The organism is Desulfobulbus elongatus DSM 2908 (assembly GCF_000621145.1).
In the GTDB taxonomy this organism is placed as follows: Bacteria; Desulfobacterota; Desulfobulbia; order Desulfobulbales; family Desulfobulbaceae; genus Desulfobulbus; species Desulfobulbus elongatus.
The window spans coordinates 80032-106576 of sequence record NZ_JHZB01000001.1 but is presented as its reverse complement, the minus strand read 5'-3'; the positions used below and the strand labels follow the sequence as shown (position 1 = coordinate 106576).

22 protein-coding genes and 1 tRNA gene are annotated in these 26545 nt (G+C 64.2%); 11 read left to right on the top strand and 12 right to left on the bottom strand.

Annotated features, from left to right (window positions below; genetic code table 11):
* Positions 1-292 precede the first annotated feature (292 nt).
* The 7 genes from purL to Q362_RS0100480 all read right to left on the bottom strand — a co-directional run bounded on the left by purL (position 293) and on the right by Q362_RS0100480 (position 10516).
* A complete protein-coding gene (gene purL / locus Q362_RS0100510) occupies positions 293-4090 on the bottom strand; it encodes a phosphoribosylformylglycinamidine synthase (protein ID WP_028317064.1) in 3798 nt (1265 codons plus the stop codon).
* A gap of 99 nt (positions 4091-4189) precedes the next feature.
* On the bottom strand, positions 4190-5782 hold the full coding sequence (locus Q362_RS18480) for a B12-binding domain-containing radical SAM protein (RefSeq protein ID WP_211248420.1): 1593 nt from the start codon (positions 5780-5782) through the stop codon (positions 4190-4192).
* On the bottom strand, positions 5779-6240 hold the full coding sequence (locus tag Q362_RS18475; RefSeq protein ID WP_051553425.1) for a hypothetical protein: 462 nt from the start codon (positions 6238-6240) through the stop codon (positions 5779-5781). The genes Q362_RS18480 and Q362_RS18475 overlap by 4 nt, the downstream gene beginning before the upstream one ends.
* Positions 6241-6245: 5 nt before the next feature.
* Positions 6246-7835: a peptide chain release factor 3 gene (locus tag Q362_RS0100495; RefSeq protein WP_028317063.1), complete on the bottom strand. Its 1590-nt coding sequence runs from the start codon at positions 7833-7835 to the stop codon at positions 6246-6248.
* A 268-nt stretch (positions 7836-8103) separates the two neighbouring features.
* Positions 8104-8179, bottom strand: a tRNA-Asn gene (locus tag Q362_RS0100490).
* A gap of 82 nt (positions 8180-8261) precedes the next feature.
* Positions 8262-9806 (bottom strand): sensor histidine kinase, encoded by a 1545-nt coding sequence (locus Q362_RS21805; RefSeq protein ID WP_051553405.1) that lies wholly within the window; start codon positions 9804-9806, stop codon positions 8262-8264.
* 20 nt (positions 9807-9826) lie between these two features.
* On the bottom strand, positions 9827-10516 hold the full coding sequence (locus Q362_RS0100480; protein WP_028317062.1) for a response regulator transcription factor: 690 nt from the start codon (positions 10514-10516) through the stop codon (positions 9827-9829).
* 461 nt (positions 10517-10977) lie between these two features.
* Between Q362_RS0100480 and Q362_RS0100475 the strand changes: the two genes are divergently transcribed.
* On the top strand, positions 10978-11706 hold the full coding sequence (locus Q362_RS0100475; protein WP_028317061.1) for an EF-hand domain-containing protein: 729 nt from the start codon (positions 10978-10980) through the stop codon (positions 11704-11706).
* A gap of 107 nt (positions 11707-11813) precedes the next feature.
* Here the strand turns inward: Q362_RS0100475 and Q362_RS0100470 are convergent, their stop codons facing one another.
* Entirely contained in the window at positions 11814-12731 is a 918-nt protein-coding gene (locus tag Q362_RS0100470) for a 50S ribosomal protein L11 methyltransferase (RefSeq protein WP_028317060.1), read from the bottom strand.
* A 324-nt stretch (positions 12732-13055) separates the two neighbouring features.
* Here Q362_RS0100470 and Q362_RS0100465 point away from each other — a divergent pair, with 324 nt between their 5' ends.
* Genes Q362_RS0100465 through Q362_RS0100455 form a run of 3 tightly spaced genes read left to right on the top strand, consistent with a single transcriptional unit; the run spans position 13056 to position 15512 of the window.
* The gene (locus Q362_RS0100465; RefSeq protein ID WP_028317059.1) at positions 13056-13625 is read left to right on the top strand and encodes a type I restriction enzyme HsdR N-terminal domain-containing protein; all 570 of its coding nucleotides are present in this window, start codon (positions 13056-13058) and stop codon (positions 13623-13625) included.
* Positions 13626-13684: 59 nt separating this feature from the next.
* Positions 13685-15034: a class II 3-deoxy-7-phosphoheptulonate synthase gene (locus tag Q362_RS0100460; protein WP_028317058.1), complete on the top strand. Its 1350-nt coding sequence runs from the start codon at positions 13685-13687 to the stop codon at positions 15032-15034.
* A 49-nt stretch (positions 15035-15083) separates the two neighbouring features.
* Entirely contained in the window at positions 15084-15512 is a 429-nt protein-coding gene (locus tag Q362_RS0100455; protein WP_211248418.1) for a GNAT family N-acetyltransferase, read from the top strand.
* Between the two features lie 72 nt (positions 15513-15584).
* Here Q362_RS0100455 and Q362_RS0100450 read toward each other — a convergent pair whose 3' ends face one another.
* The 4 genes from Q362_RS0100450 to lptA are packed head-to-tail and all read right to left on the bottom strand — an operon-like array spanning position 15585 to position 18784.
* Positions 15585-16022, bottom strand: a complete 438-nt coding sequence (locus Q362_RS0100450; protein WP_028317056.1) for a PTS sugar transporter subunit IIA — start codon at positions 16020-16022, stop codon at positions 15585-15587.
* Positions 16023-16026: 4 nt separating this feature from the next.
* A complete protein-coding gene (rpoN, locus tag Q362_RS0100445) occupies positions 16027-17478 on the bottom strand; it encodes an RNA polymerase factor sigma-54 (protein ID WP_028317055.1) in 1452 nt (483 codons plus the stop codon).
* 38 nt (positions 17479-17516) lie between these two features.
* A complete protein-coding gene (lptB, locus tag Q362_RS0100440; protein ID WP_028317054.1) occupies positions 17517-18248 on the bottom strand; it encodes an LPS export ABC transporter ATP-binding protein in 732 nt (243 codons plus the stop codon).
* Positions 18245-18784, bottom strand: a complete 540-nt coding sequence (gene lptA / locus Q362_RS0100435; protein ID WP_028317053.1) for a lipopolysaccharide transport periplasmic protein LptA — start codon at positions 18782-18784, stop codon at positions 18245-18247. Before lptA ends, lptB begins: the two co-directional genes overlap by 4 nt.
* Before the next feature lie 241 nt (positions 18785-19025).
* On the opposite strand from lptA, the gene argB reads away from it, so the two are divergent.
* The 7 genes from argB to Q362_RS0100400 all read left to right on the top strand — a co-directional run bounded on the left by argB (position 19026) and on the right by Q362_RS0100400 (position 26526).
* Entirely contained in the window at positions 19026-19913 is an 888-nt protein-coding gene (gene argB, locus Q362_RS0100430) for an acetylglutamate kinase (protein ID WP_035215115.1), read from the top strand.
* The gene (locus Q362_RS0100425) at positions 19910-21106 is read left to right on the top strand and encodes an acetylornithine transaminase (protein ID WP_028317051.1); all 1197 of its coding nucleotides are present in this window, start codon (positions 19910-19912) and stop codon (positions 21104-21106) included. The genes argB and Q362_RS0100425 overlap by 4 nt, the downstream gene beginning before the upstream one ends.
* Before the next feature lie 25 nt (positions 21107-21131).
* Positions 21132-21719, top strand: coding sequence for a manganese efflux pump MntP (locus Q362_RS18465; RefSeq protein ID WP_035215110.1), 588 nt, complete (start codon positions 21132-21134; stop codon positions 21717-21719).
* Positions 21720-21905: 186 nt separating this feature from the next.
* Positions 21906-22832: an ornithine carbamoyltransferase gene (argF, locus tag Q362_RS0100415; protein WP_028317050.1), complete on the top strand. Its 927-nt coding sequence runs from the start codon at positions 21906-21908 to the stop codon at positions 22830-22832.
* A gap of 45 nt (positions 22833-22877) precedes the next feature.
* Positions 22878-24077: an argininosuccinate synthase gene (locus Q362_RS0100410; protein ID WP_028317049.1), complete on the top strand. Its 1200-nt coding sequence runs from the start codon at positions 22878-22880 to the stop codon at positions 24075-24077.
* Positions 24077-25480: an argininosuccinate lyase gene (argH, locus tag Q362_RS0100405; RefSeq protein ID WP_028317048.1), complete on the top strand. Its 1404-nt coding sequence runs from the start codon at positions 24077-24079 to the stop codon at positions 25478-25480. The genes Q362_RS0100410 and argH overlap by 1 nt, the downstream gene beginning before the upstream one ends.
* Positions 25477-26526 carry a fibronectin type III domain-containing protein gene (locus Q362_RS0100400; protein ID WP_028317047.1) on the top strand — a complete coding sequence of 350 codons (1050 nt, stop codon included), beginning with the start codon at positions 25477-25479 and terminating at the stop codon, positions 26524-26526. The genes argH and Q362_RS0100400 overlap by 4 nt, the downstream gene beginning before the upstream one ends.
* Positions 26527-26545 lie beyond the last annotated feature (19 nt).

Below are 26545 nucleotides of genomic sequence, written 5' to 3'. Positions count from 1 at the left end.
GATCTGGTCAACCATTGCACTTACCTTTGTCGACCCGACAACGCAATCGGCAAAAGCCCTTTCCGCTGAAAAAAACTGTCGATTGTCTCGCCTGACGGGTTGTCGCAAATCCGGTCGACCGCGCAAATTGGTCGCACCAGAATCGCTTGAGTTGTTTGACTAAAGATTGTCGTGACAGTGTCGCGACAATCTTGGCCTTCCGAGGCGAGGCCCGGATGCCAGGCCGGTACAGCGCAGTTTTTGTTGCTGCAGTGGAAATGGAATGACGTCGCGGACGAAGTGACCTCCCCGCTCAGCCCATGCACCACCGATAGGCGTTCTGGAACATCCGCAGCCAGGGGCTGACCGGCATCGCCTGCATCGCTTCGGGCAGCCAGTGGCACTGCCAGGGCAGGAAGGCCCGCTCGGGATGGGGCATCATCGCCAGGTGGCGGCCGTCGGGCGAACAGATGCCGGTGAGGCCGCCGGGCGAGCCGTTGGGGTTAAAGGGATAGGCCTCGGTGGGCTGGCCCTCGTCGTCGACAAAGACCACCGCGGCCATCTGCTCGTTCCAGACCCGGTCCCGGATGGCTGCATCCGGAAAGTGCAGAAAGCCCTCGCCGTGATCGACATGGATGCCGAAGACCAGGTCTTCCATGCCCTGAAGCATGATCGCCTTGCTCGGCAGAACCTTGACCGTGACCCAGCGGGATTCGAAGCGGCCGCTTGCATTGTGGATGAAGCGGGGCTGCCGCTCTGCCTCGATGCCCTGCCAGGGCACCCAGCCGAGCAGGCCGAACAGCTGGCAGCCATTGCAGATGCCCAGGGTGAAGGTGTCCGGCCGGTTGTAGAACTCGTGGAACTGGGCCTGAAGCCGCTCGTTGAAGCGGATGGTCGCGGCCCAGCCCTTGGCGCTCTCCGGCACGTCGGCGTAGGAAAAACCGCCCACCGCCGCGATGCCCCGGAATCGGGCCAGGTCGATCCGGCCGGCCAGCAGGTCGGTCATGGTCACGTCCCAGGGCTCGAATCCGGCGGAGTAGAAGGCGGAACTCATCTCCCGGTCGGAGTTGGAACCCTCGTCGCGAAGGATGATCACTTTGGGCTTGTCCTTTTTCTGCAGGATGGCCGGCGCCGTGGCCTCGGGTGTGAAGCCGAGAGTGTATTCCGGCCCCTTGCGGTCGAAGATGTTGAATTTTTCCGCATCGGCGCAGTCGGGATCGACCTGGAGCCGCTCCAGCTGGTAGCTGGTTTCCTCCCACCACTGGCGCAGGAGAATCATCGAGTCGTCCAGCACCAGATGGCCGTTGTACTGGATGATGACCGCCTTTCTGGCCACGCTGGAGCCCAGCACCAGGCAGGGAATTCTGGCCTGGTCGAACCGCTGCTTGACCTCGGCCAGATGGCTCCAGCGGCATTCGACCACCAGGCCCAGTTCCTCGGCGAACAGGCTTTCCAGCGGCGAAGTCGTGCCGCTGAGCGCCAGGTTGAGGCCGCAGTTGCCGGCAAAGGCCATCTCCAGCACCGTGGTGATCAGGCCGCCGTCGCTGCGGTCGTGGCCGGCGAGAATCATCCCTTTCTCGATCAGATACTGCACGGCGCCAAAGGCCCGCTTGACCAGGACCGGGTCGTCCATGTCCGGGACCTCGTCGCCGATCCGGCCGCAGGTCTGGGCCAGGGCGCTGCCGCCCAGGCGGTTCTTGCCGCCGGAAAGATCGACCAGCAGCAGGGCGGAACCGGGCTCCTTGATGTCCGGGGTGACCTTCCTGCGGATGTCGTCCATGGCCGCGTACACGGAAACCACCAATTCGCGCGGCGACTTGACCACCTCGTCACCCACCTTGGCAGCCATGGACAGGCTGTCCTTGCCGCCGTCCACCGCGATGCCCACGGCGATCATCGCCGTTGCCATGGCCTCGACGGCGTCGCGCAGGGCGGCGCCCTCGCCGGGCAGCTTCGGCGCCCACATCCAGTTGGCCGAGCACTTGACCTGCTCCAGATCCCTGATCCGCGCCCAGACCAGGTTGGTCAGGGCCTCGCCCACCGCCATCCGCGCCCCGGCCGCGGGATCGACCAGCATCTTGATCGGCTGTTCGCCGATGGCCGTGGCAATGCCGGTGTGGCCGAAATGGCTCTGCGCCACCACGGCCACGTCGCCGACGGTCAGTTGCAGCGGGCCGCAGCACTGCTGCTGGGCGATCAGGCCGGTGACCGCCCGGTCGACCTTGTTGGTGAGGAATCGTTTGGAGCCCACCGACACCAGCCGCAGCACCCGGTTCAGGGCCTCGCGCACGCCCATGCCCTTGGGCGGGACAAAGGGGGACAGGGCGGGACAGGTGCGACTGTCGGTGAAGGTTTTCTGCGGAATCTTACCGAGCAGCTCCGGGATCTCGATGTCCACCGGCGTGGTGTTGTCCTGGTTGTCGTGGACAACGAAGCGCAGGTCGCCGGTGACCTCGCCCAAAATCTCGCAGGCCACCTTCTCCCGTTCGCAGATCTCTTGGAAGCGCCCGATATTCTCGGGGCTGATCAAAAGGCCCACCCGTTCCTGGTATTCGGCCACGTAGATCTCCAGGACCGACATGGTCGGATCGCCCACCCGGATGTTGCGGATCTCCACCCGGCCGCCGGCATGCTCGACCAGTTCCTTGAGCACGTTGGCCGGCCCGCCGGCGCCCTGGTCGTGGATGACGTCGATCAGGCTTAAGCTCCCCATCTCGTTGCAGGCGCGGATCACCCGGTTCATCTTCTGCTCCATCTCGGCGTCGCCGCGCTGGACCGCGTCGAAATCGAGTTTGGATTCGTTCTCGCCCTGCATCATCGACGAGGCCGCGCCGCCGCCGAAGCCGACCCGGTAGGCCGGGCCGCCCACCTGGACGATGAGCATGCCCTTGACCGCCTTCTTCTTCTCGGTGTGCCGGTCGTCGATCTGGCCGATGCCGCCGGTGAACATGATCGGCTTGAGGAAGCCCCAGCGCTCGCCGTTTTCCAGGCGCAGGTCGAAGCTACGGGTGAAGCCCTGGATCAGCGGCTCGCCGAATTTGTTGCCGTAGTCCGAGGCGCCGTTGCTGGCCTCGATCTCGATGGTGAGCGCCGGCGCCAGGCTGTCCGGACAGGCGTAGCTGTTCTCCCAGTCCAGCGGATAGTCGGGGATGTGCAGATTGGCCACGCAGTAGCCGGCGGTGCCGGCCATGACCAGGCCGCCGCGGCCGGTGCCCTGGACGTCGCGGATGCGGCCGCCGGTACCGGTTTCGGCGCCGGGAAAGGGGGCGACGCCGGTGGGGAAATTGTGGGTCTCGGCGGTGAGCAGCGGATGGTAGCAGACCGTGGCCTCGCGCAGAGCGGAAGGCTGGCCGGGCTGTTCGGGCAGCAACGTGGTCAGGGGGGCGCCCTCGATGACGCTGGAGTTGTCCTTGAAGGCCACCTTGCTGCCCTTGGGGTTGGCGGCCAGGGTGTCGGTGACCACCTTGAACAGGGGCGTGTCGCAGGGTTGGCCGTCGATCACCTGCTTGCCGCGGAAGAAGCCGTGGCGCGAGTGTTCGGAGTTGGCGTTGTTGAGATCCATGATCTCGACGATGGTCGGGTTGCGGCCGCAGCGCCTGACGAAGTAGTCGTGGTACAGCTCCCGGTCCCACTGGTCCATGGAGATGCCGGGGATGTCGAGCAGGCCGTCCGGCCCCTTGCTCTTGAGGTCGACCTCGTAGACCGGCTCGGGCACGATGCCGGTCTCGAAGGTGGTCAGCGGTGCCGGGTAGACGCATTCGGTCATGCGGTCGTGGCGCTTGGCGATAAAGGCCCCGATGTCTTCCCCTTCGGGCACGAGATAGCGGCGGGACCGTTCCACCCGGCTGACCGCGTCCAGACCGACCGCCCGGCAGATGGACACCAGGTTCGACGACCAGGCGGTGGCGAAGTTGAGCCGGGGGCCGACCTCGACCACCCGCTCGCCGGCGAGGGCGGGTTCGAAGGTGACGGTGTCGATGAGAAAGCCGTCGGCCAGGATCAGCCGCAGCCGCTCGGTTTCCGCAGGCGTGAGTGCGCGGCTGGATTCGATGTTGAAACAGTAGGCGAAGTCGGGCTTGACCTGGCGGTGGAGTTGCGTGACGAGAGCCATGGGATTTTTCCTTTCAAGAGAGCAACGCCCGCTACGGCAGGCATTTGGTGGAACGGGGCGGCGAGCCGGCGACGGCTTGCTATCGCCGTCAACCTAGCATTAAAGAGGATTTTTTTCCGCTCCAAAGTGGGTGGGACGCCTTTCTTTTCCTGCTGTCCGCTCGGGCGGATCGAGGTGGAGGCCACCGAAAAACGGGGCATGGTTGGAGGTGAAAAAAGGCGGATCGCGGCGGAGGATGGCGGCGATCTGCGGCTGGCGCCTGAATTCGCGGTCGAGGAAGGTGCGCACCGCCCGCCGGTCCCAGCCGCGGGGGTGGACGAAATCCAGGTAGAGCGACAGATCGCCCTGGGAGAACCCGTGGCCCGGCAATTGCCCGGCTTCTTTGCCGGCGATCGGCATGTTGAAGATGGCCAGGTTGAGGAAGGTGATGGCCTGATGATGGCGCAGGACGAAATCCATGGTCTGGCGCGCCTCGATGGGCGACTCCGAGGGTGTGCCGAAGAGCAGGTAGACGTAGGTGGCGATGCCGGCCCGGCGCAGGGCGTCGAGCACGCGCCTCGCCAGTTCCAGGCGGACGCCCTTGTCCATGGTGTCGAGCACCGCCTGGCTGCCCGACTCCAGGCCGAGTTTGAGCAGTACGCAGCCGGAGGCGCGCAAGCACCGGCAGAAGTCGCTGTCGGCCAACTGTTCGTGGAAACGGACAAAACCGTACCAGGGCACACCGGGCGGCTGGTCGCAGAGGGCGCGCATGAGCACTGGGCTGACCGCATTGTCGAGCAGGTGGAGCAGCACCGGCCGGATGCGGGGGCGCAACTCGCTGAGATGGTCGAGGACCGTGGCCGGGGCCACCGGGCGGTAGCGGCTCTGCTCCGCTGTTTCCGGGCAGAAGCCGCACCGGTTCCAGTAGCAGCCGCGCGAGGCCGCATAGGGCAGGACCGGGCCGGGGGAGAGGTAGTCGGCCAGCGGCAGGCCGTCATAGTCGGGGGCCGCATCCGGGGCGGGTTGGTCATCGCCCAGCAGGCGCAGCAGCGGTTCTTCCCCCGGCCCGGCGATGCAGTGGTCGACCAGACCGGCAAAGGGATCGCGCCACCCCGGATGGCTCATCCAGGAGGTGAGCAGCCCGCCGCCGAGGATGAGCCTGAGTCCGGGCCAGCGGCTCTTGAGAAAACCGAGCAGGGCAAAGGTGCAGACCGCCTGGCTGAGATAACAGAGCGAAATCCCCACCCATTGGGGGCGCCGCTCCGCCAGCAGGGCCGAAAGGCGCGTCTCCATCCAGGCAAAGAACGGGTTGCGCTCGGGCTGTGCCGCTGCCCGCAGCAGGTCGTCGCTGGCCAGCGGGTTGGTGTCGTCCTGGTAGTTGCTCAGGCTGAGGGCGAGGTTCGGTTGGTCGCGCGCCGCCACTTCCAGGGCGCGGTTGAGGTCGCGCACTGCCCGCTGGTAGCGGTCCGGGTTCCGGTAAAGTGCGGACGAACGCAGCGCGGTCAGATTGGCCTGCCGATGGCGCAGAGCCCGTTTCGACCAGGCATCGCTTGGCGTAGCGGCATCCCGGTCGAGAAGAAACAGCAGGCCCTCCAGATTGGCGTCGAGCGGGTCGCAGTCAATGCCGCGGGCGCGCAGGCTGCCGGCCAGGGAGGCGATGCCGGCCGGCGGCTCGCCCGGCTTGGCCACCGGCGGATGGATCAGCAGGATCATGCCACCGTGCGTGCGTCCCACGGGCGGTGCGGTGGCATGGCAGGCGCCAGTTCTTGGACGGGGATGAACCATTTGGGGTGCATGCGGCCAAAATCGCGGCGGCAATGGCGTTTCAGGTCCGCTTTCGAATCCAACACCCGCGTGCCTTGGCGATCACGAACGAACACCACCCAATGCCAATGCGGTTTTCCCGCGAGCAATCGCCATTTGATGGCGAGCAGGGCGTAATCCGGCAGCTCCTGCCACGAGGAAAACGGGATTTCCCTTGGCCAGGCCGCCAGGCCGTAGGCGGCGAGCAACCTGCGGACAGAGGCTGGGTCGGACCAGAGCGATGCGTCGCTTGCATGGATGCCGAGGGAGGCGGCCAGCGCGGCCGCTTCGCCGTACGAAACACCGGCGATGGCCGCCACGCTGGCGATGCCGCAGCCCGTCCGTTCTTCCTGCACAACCGCCTGCATGACGCTCACACCGATTCCCGCGTTTTGTGGAACACCACCTCGGGAAACAGGTCCTGGGTATGGGCAAGCCGCCAACTGCCCTCGGCCAGGTAGGTCAGGTGGCCTTCGGCGTCGAAGGCCAGGTTGAACTGGTTTTTCTTTTCGAATTCGCGCATCTGCTGCTTGTTGTCGCAGCTCACCCAGCGGGCCAGGGTGTAGCTGAGCGGTTCGTAGGTGGCGTCCACGCCGTATTCGTCCTTGAGCCGGGTCATGGTCACCTCGAACTGGAGTACGCCCACCGCGCCGAGGATGTAGTCGTTGCCCATCAGCGGCCGGAAGACCTGCACCGCGCCTTCTTCCGCCATCTGCAGGAGGCCCTTTTGCAACTGCTTCATCTTGAGCGGGTTTTTCAGGACCACCCGGCGGAAATGCTCGGGCGCGAAGTTGGGGATGCCGGTGAACTTGAGCTCTTCCCTGTCGGTGAAGGTGTCGCCGATCTTGATGGTGCCGTGGTTGTGGATGCCGATGATGTCGCCGGGATAGGCCTCGTCCACGTGCGAGCGCTCCTGGGCCATGAACACGGTGGCGTTGCTCAGGTTCACCTCCTTGCCCAGCCGGTGGTGCATCACCTTCATGCCCCTGGTGAACTTGCCCGAGCAGATGCGGAAGAAGGCGATGCGGTCGCGGTGGGCCGGGTCCATGTTCGCCTGGATTTTGAAGGTGAAGCCGCTGAAGGCATCCTCCTCGGGATGGACCATGCGGGTGGTGGTGGCGCGCGGGCCGGGCGGCGGGGAGAGTTCGACAAAGGCGTCGAGCAGCTCGCGCACGCCGAAGTTGTTGATGGCGCTGCCGAAGAACACCGGCGTCTGGCCGGCCTTGAGGTAATGTTCGTATTCGAAGGGATTGGCCGCGCCATGGAGGAGGTCGATGTCCTCACGCAGCTTGTCGGCGGCATAGCCGCCCAAAAGCTGGTCGAGCATCGGGTCGTTCAGGTCCCTGACCACGAGGCTGTCCTCGGGGCGGGTGTCCTGGCTGGGCGTGAACAAGGTGATCTGCTGCCGGTGCAGGTCGTAGACGCCCTTGAAGCCCTTGCCCATGCCGATGGGCCAGGACAGCGGCGCGCACTCGATCTGCAGTTTGTCCTCGATGTCGGAGAGGATGTCGAGCGGCTCCAGGCCGTCGCGGTCGAGCTTGTTGATGAAGGTGATGATCGGGGTGTTGCGCATCCGGCAGACCTCCATCAGCTTGGTGGTCTGGGCCTCGACGCCCTTGGCGCTGTCGATCACCATCAGGGCCGAGTCCACGGCGGTCAGCACCCGGTAGGTGTCCTCGGAGAAATCCTGGTGGCCGGGGGTGTCGAGCAGGTTGATCTCATAGTCGCGATAGTTGAACTTCATCACCGAGGTGGTCACCGAGATGCCGCGCTCGCGCTCGATGGCCATCCAGTCGCTGGTGGCGTGCATGGCCGTCTTGCGGGACTTGACCGCGCCGGCCATCTGGATGGCTCCGCCGAAGAGCAGCAGCTTTTCGGTGAGCGTGGTCTTGCCGGCGTCGGGATGGCTGATGATGCCGAAGGTGCGTCGTTTCTGTATTTCCTTGAGATGCTGACTGCTCATGGCGGGGCTGCTGGTAACGGGGGAACGTTCAGAAGATGCCCGCAGGGTTGCTGGGACCGCCGCGCGGGGCATCCAAAAAAAACGGGCCGGAAACCGGCCCATGGTCACGGACTGGGCGGCCACCATAGCGTATGCGGCACAATTTGTCCATTCTTCATTCTTTCTGACAGGTGGCCCTGGTCGGATCGGGAGGGCTGCCACCTGGAACAACAAAAGCCCGTGAGTCGTGGACTCACGGGCTTCATTTGCCAACAGGGTTGGATGTATTTGGCTCCCCGGGAGGGACTCGAACCCCCGACAAGGCGGTTAACAGCCGCCTGCTCTACCAACTGAGCTACCGAGGAATGGTGCTCACGGAAAAATGGCCGGATCGCTGCATCCAGGGCCATTTCGAGATTGGCTAATTAGCACAGAGTCTGTGGGCCGTCAAGAAAAACTTGTGCGCGGCCCGGCACCGTCCGCAGGGCGGTCAGCAGGATGCGCGCCGTGTGCCGCTGCCGCATCTCTGGCTGGCAGCTCGATTTCGACCTCCAGGCCCTCTCGTTCGAGAGTGTTGGCAAATCGGAGCAAACCGCCGTGCTGGTGCACCACCTGTTGGGCAATGGCCAGCCCCAGCCCGACGCCGCCGCTGGTGCGGTCACGGGCTTCGGCCACCCGGAAAAAGGGCTCGGTGAGGTGGGGCAGTTTGTCCTCCGGCACGCCGGGACCGTAATCCCGGACACGGATGACGGCCATGCGCGCGCCGGATTCGTCGCGCCGGGAGGACAGGCGAACCTCCACCGGGCTGCCGCTACGGGTGTAGTAGGCACCGTTGCGGACGATGTTTTCGATGGCCTGCCGGAGCAGTTCCCGCGATCCGGTCACGGTCACGGCCTCGCAGTCGAGCAGCCGGACACCCTTGCCTTGGCCGCGGGTTTCAAAGTCGACGTCGGCGCCGATTTCCTGAAGCAATGCAACCAGGTCGACCGCCGGCGCATCGGCGTCGATGGCCGCGGTTTCGCTGCGGGCCAGGGTGAGCAGTTGGCCGATCAGTTCGTTCAACCGCACCGATTCGCGGCCGATCCGGGCCAGGTTGCCGTCATCGTCGGCGCACCGCTTTTTGGTCAGTTCGAGGGTCAGGTTGAGCCGGGCCAAGGGCGAGCGCAGTTCGTGCGAAATGTCGAGCAGCAGCCGCTTCTGGCCGTTGACCAGCCCCTCCATCCGCTCGGCCATGAGATCGAAATCCCGGCCCAGGTCGCCGATCTCGTTGCCGGGCTTGCCCAAACTGGTGCCGACCCTGGCCGAGAGGTCGCCGGCGGCGATCTGGCGACTTGTCCGGCGCAGGCGGTCGAGCGGCGCGCTGAACGACCGGGCCAGGAGCAGGCAGATGAGTCCGGCCACGGGCAGAAAGACGAGGAAACGCAGGCCCAGCGTGCGGCCGAACAGGGCGAGCAGCCCCTCTTGTTCGGGGGGAGGAAACGGCGGCGGACCGGGGCCGAATTTTCCCGGAAACGGGGGAGGGCCGGTCATGCCGGGGGGTGGCCCCAACTGGTGCAGCCCGATCACCGTGAAGGTGAGCCCCTCCGGGGTGGCCAGCCGCTGCGCCACGATCAACTGGCCCTCGTCTTCTTCGAGAATGGGCGCGGTTGCCGCGCCGGTGCGGGCTGCCAGACCGAGGATCTGCGGGTCCGAGGTCGCCGGCAGGACCGTGTTGTCCAGGACGAGATAGAGCCGGGTCCGCATCGAGGATTCGATGTCGGCGACGTAGTCGGCAAAGGCCCGGTCCCCCCTGAGTTGGCGCATCATCTGCGCGGCCTGCCCCATCAGCACGACGGAGCGGGCGAGATTGGCGTGCAGGGCCTTGCGAAAATCGTTGCGGAACGACTCCACCGACAGCCGAGAAAAAGAGAACACGACCAGGCCGCTGAGCAGGCCGGCCAGCAGGAAGGTCAGGGAAAAGCTGAGCAGGAGCCGGGGAAAGATGCCGCGCATGGGTGATGGAGCCTCGCGGTTCAGATGCGGCTGTACATGTAGCCGACGCTACGCACGGTTTTGATCCGTTCGATGCCGTTGACGTTATGGCCCAGCTTCCGGCGCAGGCTGCTGATGTGGACATCGATGCTGCGGTCGAACATTTCCAGTTTCCGGCCGAGCACCTCCTGGGCCAGTTCCTCCCGGTTGACCACCTGGCCGATGCGCTTGACCAGGGCGTGCAGCAGAGAGAATTCGACCGCGGTCAGCGGGACCATATCGCTGTTCCGGAACACGGTCCGGGTGCCGAGGTCGATGAGCAGGTCGTCGGCGGTCAGCTTGCCGGGAACGGCCTGCCGGGTGCCGAATCCGTTTTCGCCGCGCCGCTGGATGGCGCGGATCCGGGCCACCAGTTCACGGGGATCGAAGGGTTTGGGCAAGTAATCGTCGGCCCCCATTTCCAGGCCGACAATCCGGTCGACGGCATCGCCGCGGGCGGTCAGCATCAGGACCGGAACCGTCGACAGGCGGCGGAGCTGCCGCAGCAGATCGATGCCGTTGCAGCCGGGCAGCATGACATCCAGAATGACAAAATCGTGGTGTCCGGCAAGGGCTGCGGTGAGGCCTTGCCGGCCGTCGTGGCAGGTCGAAACCGTGCACCCCTCCTGGGTCAGATATTCGGTCAGCAGGTCGCAGAGTTCGGTGTCGTCGTCAATGAGCAGAATTCGCATGGCACGGCAATGGTTGCAGGGGAAGTGGCGCGGAAACTGTCCCCCACCTTAAATCCTCGGAGGCGCTCCATAGAGGCAATTTACAAAAATTAACAATTTTTTTCGCAAAATTAACGGCCAAAACTCTCTGATGTACCGATACTTTCATCGGGTCGTCAGACTATCGCCGCGTCGGGTGCGGAACCAGCGATAGGGACCAATGCGGATCGTCCCGGCAAGCGACCCCCGGCCCACACGGGCAATCCATGGGGCAATCGGCGACGGAACCGGCAGCAGGGAAACGTTGTGTGACCAGCCGTTACCTCCAGGTGACCCAATCGCCATAAAGCGCCCCTCTTTTCAGGACGATAGGAGGAGTACCCCTGTACCGCAACGGGCAGGGGGCAATGCCCCTTCCCCTCCACGGCATGAGGCCATTTGGGAGCAGGGATGCCGGCTCAACAGTGTGAAGGAGGATCAGTATGTCGATCAGCGGTATCAGTTCCAGCAGTTACTCCATGGGGTCGCTGTCCACCATGCGTATGCGGGATGGATCGGACAGGACGGAGCAGACCTCGGCCAAGGAAAAACCCGATTTGGGGGCGCTTTTCACCAAGGCGGATGCGGACGGCAGCGGCGGTCTCGATTCGACCGAGGTGCAGACTCTCACCGAAAAGATCAGCGAGGCCACCGGCGTGTCCGTCGATCTTTCCGAGTTTCTGGCAACCTACGATGGAGACGGCGACGGCACCCTGAGCGAGGAAGAGACGGTTGCCGCCCTGGAAGCCAACCGTCCGCAGGGGGCGCCACCTCCCCCTCCGGGCGGCATGGGCGGCATGCAAGGGTCGGCTGAGTCCGACATGGTCGACTCAGCCGACACCAACGGCGACGGGATCATCAGCGCCGACGAGGCCGCCGGATTGGTCGACATCGTCAACAACGCCACCGGTTCCTCGCTCACGGCAGATGAGTTCATGAGCACCTACGATGCCGACGGCGACGGCTCGTTCAGCACCGACGAGGCGGTGGCCGCCATGGAGGCCAACCGTCCGCAGGGATCGGCTTCCGGAGCGGAAGGGAGCGATGCGGCGATGGCTGCCGCTGCCGAGCAGTATCTCGCCATGGCCCTGATGGGCATGGAAGAAGAGCGCGGTGGCGAGGCGGTTTTTACCCAGAACGGCGGTTCCGGCACGTTCAGCAACAGAGCCTGAATCGTTTGATCGGGCTGTCATCCCGTTTTTTTTAAGAGTGCGCCATCATTCCGCGGAAGCGGAGGTGGCGCACTCGCGTCTGCGGCCGCTCCGACGGGGATGCGGCCTCAATCCCGCAGCAGCAGCAATGCCGCCCATTCCTCCTGATGCAGCCGGTCGAGCGGCTGCACGCCGAAATTGCGGTAGATGCGGACGATGCTCTTTTCCTGATCGCCGCTGAGGATACCGGCCAGCACCAGCGATCCCCCCGGCATGGTCAGGCCCGCCAGAGTGCCGGCCATGGCTACCAGCACGTCGTGGACGATATTGGCGCAGACCAGGGGAAAAGGGCCCCGAATCTGTGCCACCGGCGTGGCGCTGACTTCTATCGTGCCGGCCAGCCCGTTCTTGGCGACATTTTCCCGCGCCACCGCCACCGCGTCCGGATCATTGTCGATGGCCACCACCCGTTCGGCGCCGAACAGGGCGGCGGCCATGGCCAGGATGCCGGTGCCGGTGCCGACATCCAGCACCTCCCGGCAGGAGCCGGCGACCATGCACCTTCTGATCAATTCCAGGGCCATCCGGGTCGAGGCGTGCTGGCCGGTGCCGAAGGCCATGCCCGGATCCATCTCGATGACCGCCTGGCCCGCCTCCGGCCGATATTGCTCCCAAGACGGTCTGATCACCAGGCCGGGGACGATCTCGACGGGCTTGAAGTACTGCTGCCAGCAGGTGGCCCAGTCCTGGTCGGCGAGCAAGGTGACGGTCGCTTTTTCCGGAACGCGGCCGTACAGGGCGAACAGCTCGGCCATCTCACTCTCGACCCGGGCCAGAAGGGTATCCGTTTCTTCTGCGGGGGCGTGGATGCCGCTTGTCGTTCCCAGTTGGAAAAAACCGCTGATCAGGGCGCCGGCTTCAGTCTCCGGGCTCTGCTCCACGCCGGCACCGCTGAGCACGGCCATGAGGTCGGTGGCCGGTTCCAGCAGAGGAAGCGGGCAGAACAGGGTGATCTTCAGCCAATGGTGTCCGGTTGCAGGTGTCATGGAATCGCACGTCGGAAAAAGGAAAGAGGAAAGAGGCAATGCCCGGGCCGCCGGGGCGCGGTCCGTCCGGAAGAAGATACCCCGGTTTCAGGGCCGGGGCCACTCTTTCCTGCCATTCGGGGCCGGAGGGATGGCATCGTACCGGATTTTGGCAAATTGAGGATTGACAAAACGGTTGAGCCACGATTAGTTACCCCTTTGCCGAGGTGTATGCTACGGCGGAAAGAGAGGAGCAGGACGCCGAAACAGCCTTGGCCGGAACCCCGCACCCCGTTGTTTCCCTCCGTTGTTTGCCTCTTGTGTTTTTGATTCAGGACTGCCTCCATGATCGATACCTCGGGCCATCACATCGTCTACGGCGAACTCCGGGATTATCTGACCGGCGAGGTGCTGCCCGACACCGACGACGAACGGATCCGTCAGGATCTGGCCCGGCTTTTGGTGGAGCGGCTCGGCTACGGCAGGGACGAACTGGAGCCCCGCCTGACCATCGACACCTGTTACAACGGCAACCGGACGCAGACCCTGATCGAACTCACCGTCCGGGTCAACGGCCGGCGGCTGTTCATCGTCCGCTATGGCCCCGGATCCCTGGTGACCAGGGAAACGGCGGCCATTGCCGCCGCCCGGCTGCTGGATCCCGGGTACCGCATCCCCCTGGCCGTGGTCACCAACGGCCGGGACGCGGAGTTGCTGGAAACGGCGCGGGGCAAGGTGCTCGCCACTGGCATGGCCTGCATTCCCGACCGGAGCCGCGCGGAAACGCTGGCCGATGAATGCGTGTTCGAGCCCTTCGCCGATCCCGGCAAGCGGGACCAGGCCCTGCGCATCCTCAATGTCTTCGATCAGGAGGTCTGCTGTTTCGGCAACAGTTGCCTCAAGGATGCCCCCTGAAAAAACAGGCTGCCGGCGCGGCCGGTACACGATCAACCCTCACCCTTTACACGACGACCATGGAGAAAACGCGCAACTGGAGCAAGACAAGCTGGCAGAATCATTCCGCCCTGCAACAACCCAACTGGCCGGACAAGGAGCGGTACGACGAGATCATCGCGACCCTCTCCCTGTTGCCGCCGCTGGTGTTTGCCGGTGAGATCAGGGACTTGAAGGCCATGCTCGCCAGGGCGGTCAGAGGCGAGGCCTTCCTGCTCCAGGGCGGTGACTGTTCCGAGGAGTTCTCCCGCTGCACCGCGCCCAACATCCGCGAAACCCTCAAGGTGCTGCTGCAGATGGCGGTCATCCTCACCTATGCCGGCAACAAGCCGGTGGTCAAGGTCGGCCGCATCGCCGGCCAGTACGCCAAGCCGCGTTCCAGCGACACCGAAAAGATCAACGGCATCGAAATCCCCAGTTACCGGGGCGACATGGCCAATTCCGCCGAACCGATAGCAGAGGCGCGCATTCCCGATCCGGAGCGGATGCTCAAGGGCTATCATCTGTCGGCGGCGACCATGAACCTGCTGCGCGCCTTCACCCGCGGCGGTTTCAGTTCGCTGCACCGGGTCCATGCCTGGAACCAGGAGTTCGTCAAGCAGTCGCCCATGGGCCGGTCGTACGAGCGCATGGCCCGGCAGATTAGCAACGCCCTCAAGTTCATGGAAACCATCGGCATTGCCACCGACATTCCCCAGATGAAGGAAGCCCAGTTCTTCACCTCGCACGAGGCCCTGTTCCTCGGCTACGAAGAGGCCCTGACCAGGGAAGATTCGGTGGCCGGCGGCTGGTACGACTGTTCCGCGCACATGCTGTGGATCGGCGACCGCACCCGCCAGCTCGACGGCGCCCACGTCGAGTTTCTCCGGGGCGTGCGCAACCCGCTCGGCATGAAGGTCGGCCCCGATTACGATGTCGACAACATCCTGGCGATCGTCGAGCGGCTGAATCCGGAAAACGAACCCGGCCGCATCACCCTGATCACCCGGTTCGGCTACAAGGCCATCGACAAGCACCTGCCCCCCCTGCTGCGGGCGGTGAAGAAATCGGGGTACCATGTGCTCTGGACCTGCGACCCGATGCACGCCAACACCTTCAAGGCCGAATCGGGACTGAAAACCCGTGACTTCGACAATATTCTCTCGGAATTGCGATGCTTTTTCGAGCTGAACTGGGTGGAGGGCACGGTGCCGGGCGGGGTTCATTTCGAACTGACCGGCGACGACGTCACCGAATGCATCGGCGGCGCGCGCCAGCTTTCCGACGCCCAGTTGGGACTGCGGTATCTCACCACCTGCGACCCGCGGCTCAATGCCGAGCAGGCCCTGGAGATGGCCTTTCAGATCGCGGAGATGATCCGCAGCAGCTGAGCCGGAACACACGGCCCTGTTCAGTGTTGCAACGGGGTGAGCCGTAAAGATGGAAGTGGACATATCGATAGGTTCGAGCCCGGGCGACAGAAGGCAATCGCAAGCCATCCGGCGCAGCGTCTTTGTCCGCGAACAAAAGATCCCGCAGGAGCTGGATCTGGATGGTCAGGATGCCGGTTCACTGCACTTGCTTGCCAAAGTCGACGGAGTCGCCGTCGGCACGGCCCGCTTGTCCATTTCGGGTCCGGAAGCGGTGCTGGCCAGGGTGGCGGTTCTCCCCGGATACAGAGAGAAAGGAATAGCGACGGCATTGATCCGTGCCGCGCTTTGCCGCTGTCGGGAGGCGCAGGTTCGTTCCCTTTGGATTCATGCGCACCGGCATTTACGCGCCTACTATGCGTCGTTCGGCTTCGAGTTCGTCCGCGATGTCGAAGTGGTGGGCGAGCACCAGCTTATTGCAATGCAGCTCGCAATGTAAACGCAGGGCGTTTGCAGGGCTGGAACGCGCCCTTGGCCCGGTCGGGTGCGGGCTTGAGCGAGAAGGGCCCGGTCAGGCGGCAAAGATGGCGGCGATTTCGTCGCGGGAGGTGCTGTCGAGCAACCGCTGCCGATTGCCGGGCTGTTTGAGGATCCTGCTGACCATGGCCAGGGTTTGCAGATATTCCCCCGCCTTGGCGGCCGGAGACAGGAGCAGGACGAAAAGATGCGCGGGCCGGTTGTCGATGGCGTTGAAATCGATGCCGGCCCTGCTGCGGCCGAAGCAGAGCAGGATTTCGTCGAGTCCTTCGACCTTGCCGTGGGGAATGGCCACGCCGTGGCCGAGCCCGGTCGAACCCACGGCCTCGCGTTCCAGGAGCACGTTGAACAACGCTGCTTCGGTGAAGCGGCCACAGACCGTGGCGGCCACGCCCGCCAATTCGCGCAGAGCGGCCTCCTTGGTGGCTGCCTTCATATCGAGCAGCATCGCGTCGGGTCGCAGCCGGGGCATGGGATCAGCGGGTCTGCCGCCGGTGCTTGACCGGAAGGATTTTCAACTGTTCCCTGTATTTGGCGACGGTGCGCCGGGCAACGGAGATATTCTCCTTGGCGAGCAGTTCGGAAATTTTGTTGTCGCTTAAAGGCTTGACCGGGTTTTCGCCGTTCACCAATTGCCGGATGCGGGTCTTGATCGCCTCGGCCGCCACCGAATCGCCGTCCGGGGTCGCCACCGCGGTACTGAAAAAGTACTTCAGTTCGTAGATGCCCTGGGGGCAGTGCACGTATTTGTTGGACGTCACCCGGCTGACGGTCGACTCGTGCATGCCGATGTCCTCAGCCACGTCCCTGAGGATCAGCGGTCTCATTGCCGCCGGTCCATGCTCGAAAAAATCCCGCTGGAACTTGAGCAGACTTTCCATCACCCGGTAGATGGTCCGCTGCCGCTGCTCGATCGACTTGATGAACCATTCGGCATTGCGCTTGCTCTCGCGCAGATAGCCCCGCGATTCCGACGTCAGCCCGTTTTTCTGTTTGAGCAGCTGCTGGTACTCGCTGGAGAGCTGCAACTGCGGCAGGCCTTCGTCGTTGAGTTGGATGACGAATTCGCCGTCGATCTTGTAGACAAACACATCCGGCACCACATAGTTGGTCTGCTCGTTGCTGAATTCGTTGCCGGGATAGGGGGTGAGTTCCTGAACGATGGCCACCGCCTCGTGCACCTTTTTGAGCGGCGCCCCGGTTTCCCTGGAGATCTGCGTGTAATTGCGGGATTCGAGCAGATTCATGTGCTGTTCGACGATCCGGTAGGCCAGGGAATTGTCGAAATCGAGGCGGTCGAGCTGCAACAGGAGGGATTCACGGATATCGCGGGCGGCGATCCCGGCCGGATCGAGGCTTTGCACCAAGCGCAGCGCCCCCTCGGCCTCGTCGGTACTACAGTGGCCGAAGGCGCAGATATCCTCAATGGTGGCTTCCAGGAAGCCGTGCTCGTCCAGATTGCAAATGATGAAGGTGGTCAGTTCGGCATCCTGCTCGGTCAGATCGAGATGGGTCAGCTGCCATTGCAGGTAGGAGGCCAGGCCCGGGGTGGCGGAGATGAAGTCGAACTGGGACGGGGCGTCGGCCGGCGGGGTCTCGTGGGAAAAGGAGAGGTCCGAATCGAAGGCGTTGGTATAATCCTCCCAGTTGACCTCGGCCACGGTGGCCGGATCGTCCCCCTTGACCCGGTCGGTGACGCCCGCTTCGGCCTGATAGGGATTTTCCTCCGCGTTGAGCGACTCGGGATTGGCCGCCGGTTCGAGGACGCTGGGCGCCTCCTCCAGCATGGGATTCTGCTCGATCTCCGCCTGCAGGGCCTCGGTGAGTTCCAGACGGCCCAACTGCAACAGTTTGATGGCCTGGCGCAACTGCGGCGTCATCACCAGTTTCTGTGCCAGCTTGAGGTTTTGTCTGAGTTCGAGGGCCATGGAGATCGAGTCCGGGTTTTTCGCGATGAGGCGACTGGTTACATGGTGAAATGGTCGCCCAGATACATTTTTCTCGCCACCGCGCTCTGGATGATGTCCTCGGCACCGCCGCTGGTGAGAATCTGACCGTTGTTCATGATATAGGCGGAATCGCAGACCTGCAAGGTTTCCCGAACGTTGTGGTCGGAGATCAGAATCCCCAACCCTTTTTGTTTCAGGTCGCGGATAATATCCTGAAGATCGGCCACTGACAAGGGGTCGACGCCGGCGAACGGTTCGTCGAGCAGAATGAAGCGCGGCCTGGTGGCCAGCGCCCGCATGATCTCCACCCGCCGCCGTTCGCCGCCGGACAGGGCGTGGCCCCTGTTGCCGGCCAGGTACTCCAACTTCAGTTCCGCCATCAACTCCGCGATGCGGTTGTTGATCTCGTTGCGCGGCAGGCCCAGGGGCTCGAGGACGATGCGGACGTTCTCCTCGACGGTCAGCTTTTTGAAGACCGACGGTTCCTGCGCCAGATAGGTGATGCCGCGCGAGGCCCGCTTGTGGATGGGCAGGGCGGTGATGTCTTCCCCGTCCAGGAGAACCGAGCCGCCGGTCGGACGGATGAAGCCGACGATCGAATAGAAGGTGGTGGTTTTGCCGGCGCCGTTCGGGCCGAGCAGGCCGACCACCGAGGAACTGCGCACCTGCACGTTGACCCGGTCGACCACCCGCCGGTCGCGATACTCCTTGACCAGTCCCCGGGTTTCGAGCACAGAGGCGCCGGTCATGGTTTTTTCTTGGAATCCGGGTGGATAACCGCCCGAACCCGGTTGTTGGTGGTCGCATCCGGTTCGACCACCGACCGTTTCTCGTCGAGGTAATAGACGATGGTCTTGCCGGAAACCATGTTCTGCCCCTGCCAGGCCTTGGCGTTGCCGCTGAGAACCGCCTTGCGCTCCCTGGCGAAATAGTCCATGCGGTCGCCGGAGCCCAGCCAGTCGCCCTGGCTGATCTTGACATTGCTGGTGCAGATCAGTTTTTCCACCTGATTGGTGGGTTTGCTCTCCTGGCCCGGTGTGGCGTCGCCCTTGTTTTCGGTGTAGAACACGGTCATCTCGTCGGCCCGGATGGTGAGGGTGCCCTGGCGGGCGTCCACCTTGCCGATGAACACCACCGAATTCTTGTTTTCCTGGGAGACCATGCGGTTGGCTTCGATACTGATCGGCTGATCCGCTTCTTCGGCCGCCCGGCACGTGGCCGTGCCGGCCAGGAGAAGGGCGGCCAGGAACAGGGTGGTATGGACGACGACATGAAAACGTCCCATGGTTGGCCCCTTGGCAAACATGAAAAAAGGTGACGGTCGTATTTCGGGTTTGTTTTTTGCAAGAACGCGCCCATACTACTGGGTTCTCCGGTAAATGTAAAGGGTGAGGATGGATGCGAGGTTGTTTTCTTTGGCGAGGAAATAGAATGGTTTACAGGGGAGGGAAGCGGCGGTACAATGGCCGCCCGGCATTCCGACCACCAAGACGGTTCCCGGACCGCAAGCGAACAGGAAAAACAAGATGATACGTGAGGAAATCGCCAAGGCCAAAGTGCTGGTGGAGTCGCTTCCCTATATTCGCGAATTCAGGGAAAAGACCGTGGTGATCAAGTACGGCGGCCATGCCATGGTCGACGAAGCGCTCAAGCGCAGCTTCGCGCTCGACGTCATTTTGATGCAATACATCGGCATCAACCCGGTGATCGTCCATGGTGGCGGGCCGCAGATCAACCGTTTTTTGGAAAAGATGCAGGTCACCCCCAGCTACGTTCAGGGCATGCGGGTCACCGACGGCGAAACCATGGACGTGGTCGAGATGGTGCTGGTGGGCAAGGTCAACAAGGAAATCGTCGGCCTGATCAACCATTGCGGCGGCAAAGCGGTCGGCCTGTCCGGCCGGGACGGCGATCTGGTGCAGGCCCGCAAGCTGGCCATCCGGGGCAAGCCCGTTGCCGAGGACCAGCCGCCGGAGTTGATCGACATCGGCCGGGTCGGCGAGGTGACCCGGGTCAACCCCGAGATTCTCACCGCCCTCGACCGCCGGGACTTCATTCCGGTCATCGCTCCGGTCGGTGTCGGCGAGGACGGCCGGGCCTTCAACATCAACGCCGATCTGGTGGCCGGGGCCATCGCCGCCGAACTGAACGCCGCCAAGCTGATGCTGCTCACCGATGTCGAAGGCGTGAAGAACCAGAACGGCGAGCTGATCTCCACCATCTACCGCGACCAGATCGACGATTTGATCGCGGACGAAGTGATCAAGGGCGGCATGATTCCCAAGGTCAACTGCTGCAAGGCGGCCCTGGACGGCGGCGTGGCCAAGGCCCACATCATCGACGGCCGCCAGGAACACGCTATTTTATTGGAAATTTTCACCCGGAAAGGTATTGGTACGGAGTTGGTGGCATGACAAACGCAGAATGGGCGACGAGGGGCAACAAGGTGTTTATCGGAACCTACAGCCGGTTTCCGGCGGCCATGGTCAGGGGCAGCGGCTGCCGTCTCTGGGATGCCGACGGCAAGGAGTATCTCGATTTCCTGGCCGGGATCGCGGTCTGTTCGCTGGGGCACTGCCATCCGGCGGTCACCGAGGCCATCCGCCGCCAGGCCGGTGATCTGGTGCACGTTTCCAATCTCTTTCATACGCCGCCGCAGATCGAGCTGGCCGAGTTGCTCGTCAACAACAGCTTCGCCGACCGGGTGTTCATGTGCAATTCCGGCGCCGAGGCCAACGAGGCGGCGATCAAGCTGGCCCGCATCCACAGCGGCGAAGGCCGCTACGAGATCATTTCGCTGGCCGGCTCGTTCCACGGCCGGACACTCGCCACCGTGGCCGCCACCGGCCAGCCCCGGTTCCACCAGGGCTTCGAGCCCCTGCCCCAGGGCTTCGTCCACGCCGAGTTCGGCGATCCGGGCACCATCGAGGCCCTGATCACGCCCCAAACCTGCGCCGTTCTCTGCGAGCCCCTTCAGGGCGAAAGCGGGGTCCGGCCGCTGGATCCCGGCTATATCCGCGCGATCCGCGATCTCTGCGACCGGCACGGACTCTTGCTCATCTTCGACGAGGTTCAGACCGGCCTGGGCCGGACCGGCACCCTGTTCGCCCATGAGCAACTGGGGGTGACGCCGGACATCATGACCCTGGCCAAGGCCCTGGGCAACGGCCTGCCCATCGGCGCCATGCTGACCACGGAGCGCATCGCCGCCTCGCTGACCGTGGGCACCCATGCCTCCACCTTCGGCGGCAACCCGGTGGCCGCCGCCGCCGCGGTCGAGGTGCTGAGCATCATGCTGGCGGACGGGTTCATGGCCTCGGTCCGGGAAAAGAGCGCCTATTTCGTCGGCAAGCTCGAAGCCGTGGCGCGGCGGTACCCTCACCTGGCCACCGGCGTGCGCGGCCGGGGCCTGTTGCTCGGTCTGGTGTTGACCGACAAGGGGATCGAACATGGGCCGGACATCGTCCAGCAAATGTTTACGGAAGGGGCCCTGATCAACTTCGCCGGCAACCGGGTGCTGCGCTTCGTGCCGCCCCTGATCGTCGATACCGCCGAAATCGATCAACTGATCGACATCCTCTGCCGGGTGCTCGACCGGTTGGCCTGAAGCGGGCCGCACGGCCTTCGCAGCCATGGATACCGTTTCCCTCATCGCCGTGGCCGTGGCCCTGGCCATGGATGCCTTTGCCGTGTCCCTGGCCGCCGGTGCCATCCTCCATCCCCTCACGTTCCGGCCCTGTTTCCGCCTGGCCTTTCACTTCGGTCTCTTTCAGGCGATCATGCCGGTGCTCGGCTGGCTGGCCGGACTCACGGTGCAGGCCTTTGTCGCCGCCTGGAGCCATTGGATCGCCTTCGCCCTTTTACTTTACATAGGCGGACGCATGGTGCGCGAGGCCCTGGATGACGGGGATGGAATGGAACGGGCCATCGACCCGAGCCGAGGCCTGACCATGGTAGCGCTGGCGGTGGCCACCAGTATCGATGCCCTGGCCGTCGGCCTGACCCTGGCCATGCTCGATGTGGTCATCTGGATTCCCTCGCTGGTGATCGGTCTGGTCGCATCGGGCTTTACCTTGCTGGGGCTTTTCCTCGGCACCCGGGCCGGCCGGCGCTGGGGCAGGCGGGTCGAGGTGGTGGGCGGCGCCATCCTGATCGGCATCGGCCTCAAGATTCTCCTCTCCGCCCTCTTTTTCGAAAAAGCGGTCGCCGAAATGGGATGACCCCTTCCCGCCGTCCCCTCAGCCTCGCGGAATGAGGGGTTCTCCCCTGAAATTCCTTTGCAAACGCCCCGTTTTCTTGTATCAATTATTTTTTTCGCCGGAGAGGCGCAAGGCACCTTGAAGCCCCGCTGCACGGGCGCCGTGTGATCGTGCCGTGCCCGCTCCCGTTACCTTGGGAAGAGCGTTATGAACAACCATCTGTTGGCGCTGGGCGACTTTTCGCAGGAGACCTTGCGCTCCCTGATCGATCGGGCCATCGCGCTGAAAGCCGAACGCAAGCGGGGCGTCCGCCACCAGGTCCTGGCCGGCCGCACCATCTGTCTGTTGTTTGAAAAACCGTCAACCCGCACGCGGGTCTCCTTCGAGGCCGCCATGTACGGCCTGGGCGGGCAGGTGATCTTCATGTCCGCCAAGGAATCGCAACTGGGCCGCGGCGAGCCGCTCAAAGACACGGCCCGAGTCCTCTCCCGCTACGTCGACGCCATCGTGGTCCGCACCTTCGGCCAGCACGTGGTGGAAGAGCTGGCCCGCTACGCCACGGTGCCGGTGATCAACGCCCTGACCGATCTCTATCATCCCTGTCAGGTGCTCAGCGACCTGATGACCGTACTCGAGATGAAAAAAACGCTGGACGGCGTCAAGTGCGTCTGGATCGGCGACGGCAACAACATGGCCAATGCCTGGATCGAGGCGGCCTCGATCTTCGGTTTCCCGCTGACCCTGGCCTGTCCGGCCGGTTTCGGCCCTGACGAGACCATCCTGGCCAAGGCCCGGGCCCGCAGTCCGCTGCCGATCGTCGTCCTTCGCGATCCGGCCGAGGCCATCCGGGGCGCCGAGGCGGTCAGCGTCGATGTCTGGGCCTCCATGGGGCAGGAGGCGGAGCAGGAACAGCGGCTCGGCCTGTTTCGGGATTATCAGCTGGACGCGGCCCTGCTGGCCAAGGCGGGCCGGGAGGCCATCGTCCTGCACTGCCTGCCCGCCCATCGCGGCGAGGAGGTCACCGACGAGGTCCTGGAAGGGCCGCAGAGCGTGATCTTCGAGCAGGCGGAAAACAAGATGCACATCCATGCGGCCATTCTGGAGCATTTCATCCTCAAGGGAAAGGCGGCATAATCGTCAATCAGGATCAGGCCCGCGCGGCCTGGCAGAGCAGGGTTTATGAGTGTGAACAAGATCGTCCTCGCCTATTCCGGCGGATTGGATACCTCGGTCATCCTGAAATGGCTGGCCAATGAATACGGCTGCCCGGTCATCGCCTACTCCGCCGACATCGGCCAGAAGGAGGACTGGGATGCGGTGCGGGCCAAGGGGCTGGCCACCGGCGCGGAAAAGGTGGTCGTCTCCGACCTGCGCGAGGAGTTCGTCTGCGACTATATTTTCCCGGCGTTCCGCGCCAACGCCATCTATGAAGGCTCGTATCTGTTGGGCACCTCGCTGGCCCGGCCGCTGATCGCCAAGGAGCAGGTGCGGATCGCCGCCCAGGAAGGGGCCGACGCGGTCAGCCACGGCGCCACCGGCAAGGGCAACGACCAGGTCCGCTTCGAACTGAGCTACATGGCGCTCAATCCGAAGCTGACCGTCATCGCCCCCTGGCGGATCTGGGACCTCAACTCCCGGCAGAAACTGGTGGCCTTTGCCAAGGAACACGACATCCCGGTGCCGGTGACCAAGAAGAATCCCTACAGCTCGGACGAGAACCTGCTCCACATCAGCTTCGAGGGCGGCATCCTCGAGGACCCCTGGAACGAACCGGACGAGGACATGTTCAAGCTGACCGTCTCCCCGGAGAAGGCCCCGGACAAGCCCACCTACATCGAGATCGATTTCGAGCGGGGCACGCCGGTGGCCATCGACGGCGAGCGGCTCGCACCGGTGGCGCTGATGACCAGACTCAACAGCCTGGGCGGGGCCAACGGCATCGGCCGGCTCGACATGGTCGAAAACCGCTTTGTCGGCATGAAGTCGCGCGGCGTCTACGAGACCCCCGGCGGCACCATCCTCCGGGCTGCGCACCGGGACCTGGAAACCATCACCCTGGACCGGGAAGTGCTCAACATCCGCGATTCCCTGGTGCCGCGCTATTCGCAGCTCATCTACAACGGCTTCTGGTTCTCTCCGGAGATGCAGTTGCTCCAGCGCACCATGGACGACGCCCAGGCCACGGTCAACGGCACCGTCCGGCTCAAGCTCTACAAGGGCAACTGCATTGCCGTGGGGCGGAAATCGGCCAATTCGCTCTATTCCGAGTCGTTTGCCACCTTCGAGGAGGACGAGGTCTACAACCAGGCCGACGCCACCGGCTTCATCCGGCTCAACGCCCTGCGCCTGCGCATCCAGGCCCATCAGCGGATGAAGTGATGGCCGAGCCGATCCAACCCTCCGGCAAGCTGTGGGGCGGTCGTTTCGCCGAGGCCACCGCCGCCTCGGTGGAGGCCTTTTCCGCCTCGATCCAATACGATGTCCGGCTCTACCGCCACGACATCATGGGCTCCAGGGCCCATGCCCGCATGCTGGCCCGGCAGGGGCTGATCACCGGGGCGGAGCGGGATGCCATCCTTCAGGGTCTGGCCGAGATCGAGGCCGAGATCGACCGGGGCGAGTTCGTCTTCAAGCCCGAGCTGGAAGACATCCACATGAACATCGAAAAAGCCCTGACCGACCGGATCGGCCCGGCCGGGGCCAAGCTGCACACCGCTCGCAGCCGCAACGACCAGGTCAATCTCGATTTCCGCCTCTATCTCCGCGACGAGGCCGATGCCCTGGATGCGCTGCTCGCCGACACGCAACGGGCCTTCGCCCGGCAGGCCCGGAAATACCTGGGCGCGGTCATGCCCGGCTACACTCATCTCCAGCGGGCGCAGCCGGTTCTGCTGTCGCACCATCTGCTCGCCTATGTGGAGATGCTGCAGCGCGACCGCGACCGGCTGGCCGGCTGCCGGCAGCGGATCAACATCATGCCCCTGGGCGCGGCGGCCATGGCCGGCACCGGCCTGCCTATCGACCGGCAGTCGGTGGCCGATGAGTTGGGGTTCGCCGCCATCACCGCCAACTCGATGGACACCACCGGCGACCGCGACTTCGCCCTGGAGATGCTCTTCTGCCTCAACCTGATCCAGGTGCATCTCAGCCGGCTTGCCGAGGAGTTGGTGCTCTGGTCGGCCAAGGAGTTCGATTTCGTGCGCATCGGCGACCGCTACTGCACCGGCTCGTCGATTATGCCGCAGAAGAAGAATCCCGATATTCCCGAACTGATCCGCGGCAAGACCGGCCGGGTCACCGGCGCCCTGATGGCCCTGCTCATGACCGTCAAGGGCCTGCCCCTGACCTACAACCGCGACCTGCAGGAAGACAAGGAGCAGGTCTTCGACGCCCTGGACACGGTCAAGGCCAGCCTGGCGATCACCGCCGAACTCCTCGACCACACCGAATTCAACGTGGCGCGGCTGCGGGCGGCCACCAGCGGCGGCTTCATGACCGCCACTGACTTGGCCGACTACCTGGTGCGGCGCAACATGCCCTTTCGCCAGGCTCATGGCGTGGTGGGCCGGATCGTTGCCCGCTGCCAGGAACGGGACTGCGAGCTGATCGGTCTGACCCTGGCGGAATTGCAGGAGTTTTCCGAATTGATCGAGGCCGATGTCTTCGAGGTCCTGACCGTGGACGGCTCGGTGAACAGCCGGCTGTCCGTCGGCGGCACCGCCCGGCTCCGGGTCGAGGAGGCCCTGGCCGGGGTGGAACGCTTTCTGGGGATGGCATCATGAACGGATGCGGCCACCGGTGGCCGGCCTTGCTGGTTCTGGCCCTGCTGCCCCTGATAAGTCTCGGCGGCTGCGGGTACAAGGATGCGCCCGTGCCGCCCCAGCACGTCGTGCCGCAGGCGATCCGCGATCTCCGGGCGGAATTGGATGAAAAAGGGGCGACGCTCACCTGGACCTTCCCCAAGGAAACGGTGACCGGCACGCCTGTCGAGGAGATCGACGAGTTTCTGCTCTACCGGGCCGAGGTGCCGGCGGATTCGTACTGTTCGACCTGTCCCGCCCCCTATGCCGAGAGGATTGACGTTCCCGGCGGCATCATGGCGCCAGGGGCCGACCGGACGGCCACCTACGAGGTGCGGGGATTGCGGCCGGGCCATCTCTACTTTTTCAAGGTGCGCAGCAAGGCCGGCTGGTGGATTGAATCCCAGGATTCCAACGAGGTTTCCTTTTTCTGGCAGACGCCGCCCGCAACCCCGGCGGGAGTCAGCGCCGTCGGCGGTGACGGCAGCAATGCGGTGCAATGGCAGCCAGTCGGCGGTGCCGCAACCCCCGAGGGCGGCACGCTGCGTTATCAGCTATACCGCGGTGTCGACGGTGGTGCCATGGCCAGGATCGGCGAGCCGGTGGCGACGCCCCCGTACATTGACGCGGATGTCGAGAACGGCAGGGTCTACGCCTACCAGGTCCAGGCCGTCAGCACCTTTGCGCAAGGAGCGGTCAAGAGCGGCCTGAGCGAAAGCGCCGAGGCCCGGCCGGTCGACCGGACCGCGCCGTCGGTTCCCGGCCGGGTCGAGGGACTCAGGACCGAGGTCGGCGTGAAGATTTTCTGGGATCATGTCCAGGGCGAGGATGTGGCGGGCTACCGGGTGTACCGCCGGACAGCGGGCGAAAACACGGCCAAGCTGGTCGGCGAGGTCAATCTGCCCTACAACATGTTCGTCGATGCCGATGCGCCCAGCATGCCGCTTTTGTATTCGGTTTCCAGTATCGATACCCGCAGCCCGGCCAACGAAAGCGCCCGCTCGGCGGAAATCCGGATCGACAACTGAGCCTGTCCACGGGAGATGT

Bases quoted from the DNA above. Each gene is read 5' to 3' on its own strand.
- purL (WP_028317064.1), bottom strand. From the start codon at position 4,090: ATGGCTCTCGTCACGCAACTCCACCGCCAGGTCAAGCCCGACTTCGCC.
- Q362_RS18480 (WP_211248420.1), bottom strand. From the start codon at position 5,782: ATGATCCTGCTGATCCATCCGCCGGTGGCCAAGCCGGGCGAGCCGCCG.
- Q362_RS18475 (WP_051553425.1), bottom strand. From the start codon at position 6,240: ATGCAGGCGGTTGTGCAGGAAGAACGGACGGGCTGCGGCATCGCCAGC.
- Q362_RS0100495 (WP_028317063.1), bottom strand. From the start codon at position 7,835: ATGAGCAGTCAGCATCTCAAGGAAATACAGAAACGACGCACCTTCGGC.
- Q362_RS21805 (WP_051553405.1), bottom strand. From the start codon at position 9,806: ATGCGCGGCATCTTTCCCCGGCTCCTGCTCAGCTTTTCCCTGACCTTC.
- Q362_RS0100480 (WP_028317062.1), bottom strand. From the start codon at position 10,516: ATGCGAATTCTGCTCATTGACGACGACACCGAACTCTGCGACCTGCTG.
- Q362_RS0100475 (WP_028317061.1), top strand. From the start codon at position 10,978: ATGTCGATCAGCGGTATCAGTTCCAGCAGTTACTCCATGGGGTCGCTG.
- Q362_RS0100470 (WP_028317060.1), bottom strand. From the start codon at position 12,731: ATGACACCTGCAACCGGACACCATTGGCTGAAGATCACCCTGTTCTGC.
- Q362_RS0100465 (WP_028317059.1), top strand. From the start codon at position 13,056: ATGATCGATACCTCGGGCCATCACATCGTCTACGGCGAACTCCGGGAT.
- Q362_RS0100460 (WP_028317058.1), top strand. From the start codon at position 13,685: ATGGAGAAAACGCGCAACTGGAGCAAGACAAGCTGGCAGAATCATTCC.
- Q362_RS0100455 (WP_211248418.1), top strand. From the start codon at position 15,084: ATGGAAGTGGACATATCGATAGGTTCGAGCCCGGGCGACAGAAGGCAA.
- Q362_RS0100450 (WP_028317056.1), bottom strand. From the start codon at position 16,022: ATGCCCCGGCTGCGACCCGACGCGATGCTGCTCGATATGAAGGCAGCC.
- rpoN (WP_028317055.1), bottom strand. From the start codon at position 17,478: ATGGCCCTCGAACTCAGACAAAACCTCAAGCTGGCACAGAAACTGGTG.
- lptB (WP_028317054.1), bottom strand. From the start codon at position 18,248: ATGACCGGCGCCTCTGTGCTCGAAACCCGGGGACTGGTCAAGGAGTAT.
- lptA (WP_028317053.1), bottom strand. From the start codon at position 18,784: ATGGGACGTTTTCATGTCGTCGTCCATACCACCCTGTTCCTGGCCGCC.
- argB (WP_035215115.1), top strand. From the start codon at position 19,026: ATGATACGTGAGGAAATCGCCAAGGCCAAAGTGCTGGTGGAGTCGCTT.
- Q362_RS0100425 (WP_028317051.1), top strand. From the start codon at position 19,910: ATGACAAACGCAGAATGGGCGACGAGGGGCAACAAGGTGTTTATCGGA.
- Q362_RS18465 (WP_035215110.1), top strand. From the start codon at position 21,132: ATGGATACCGTTTCCCTCATCGCCGTGGCCGTGGCCCTGGCCATGGAT.
- argF (WP_028317050.1), top strand. From the start codon at position 21,906: ATGAACAACCATCTGTTGGCGCTGGGCGACTTTTCGCAGGAGACCTTG.
- Q362_RS0100410 (WP_028317049.1), top strand. From the start codon at position 22,878: ATGAGTGTGAACAAGATCGTCCTCGCCTATTCCGGCGGATTGGATACC.
- argH (WP_028317048.1), top strand. From the start codon at position 24,077: ATGGCCGAGCCGATCCAACCCTCCGGCAAGCTGTGGGGCGGTCGTTTC.
- Q362_RS0100400 (WP_028317047.1), top strand. From the start codon at position 25,477: ATGAACGGATGCGGCCACCGGTGGCCGGCCTTGCTGGTTCTGGCCCTG.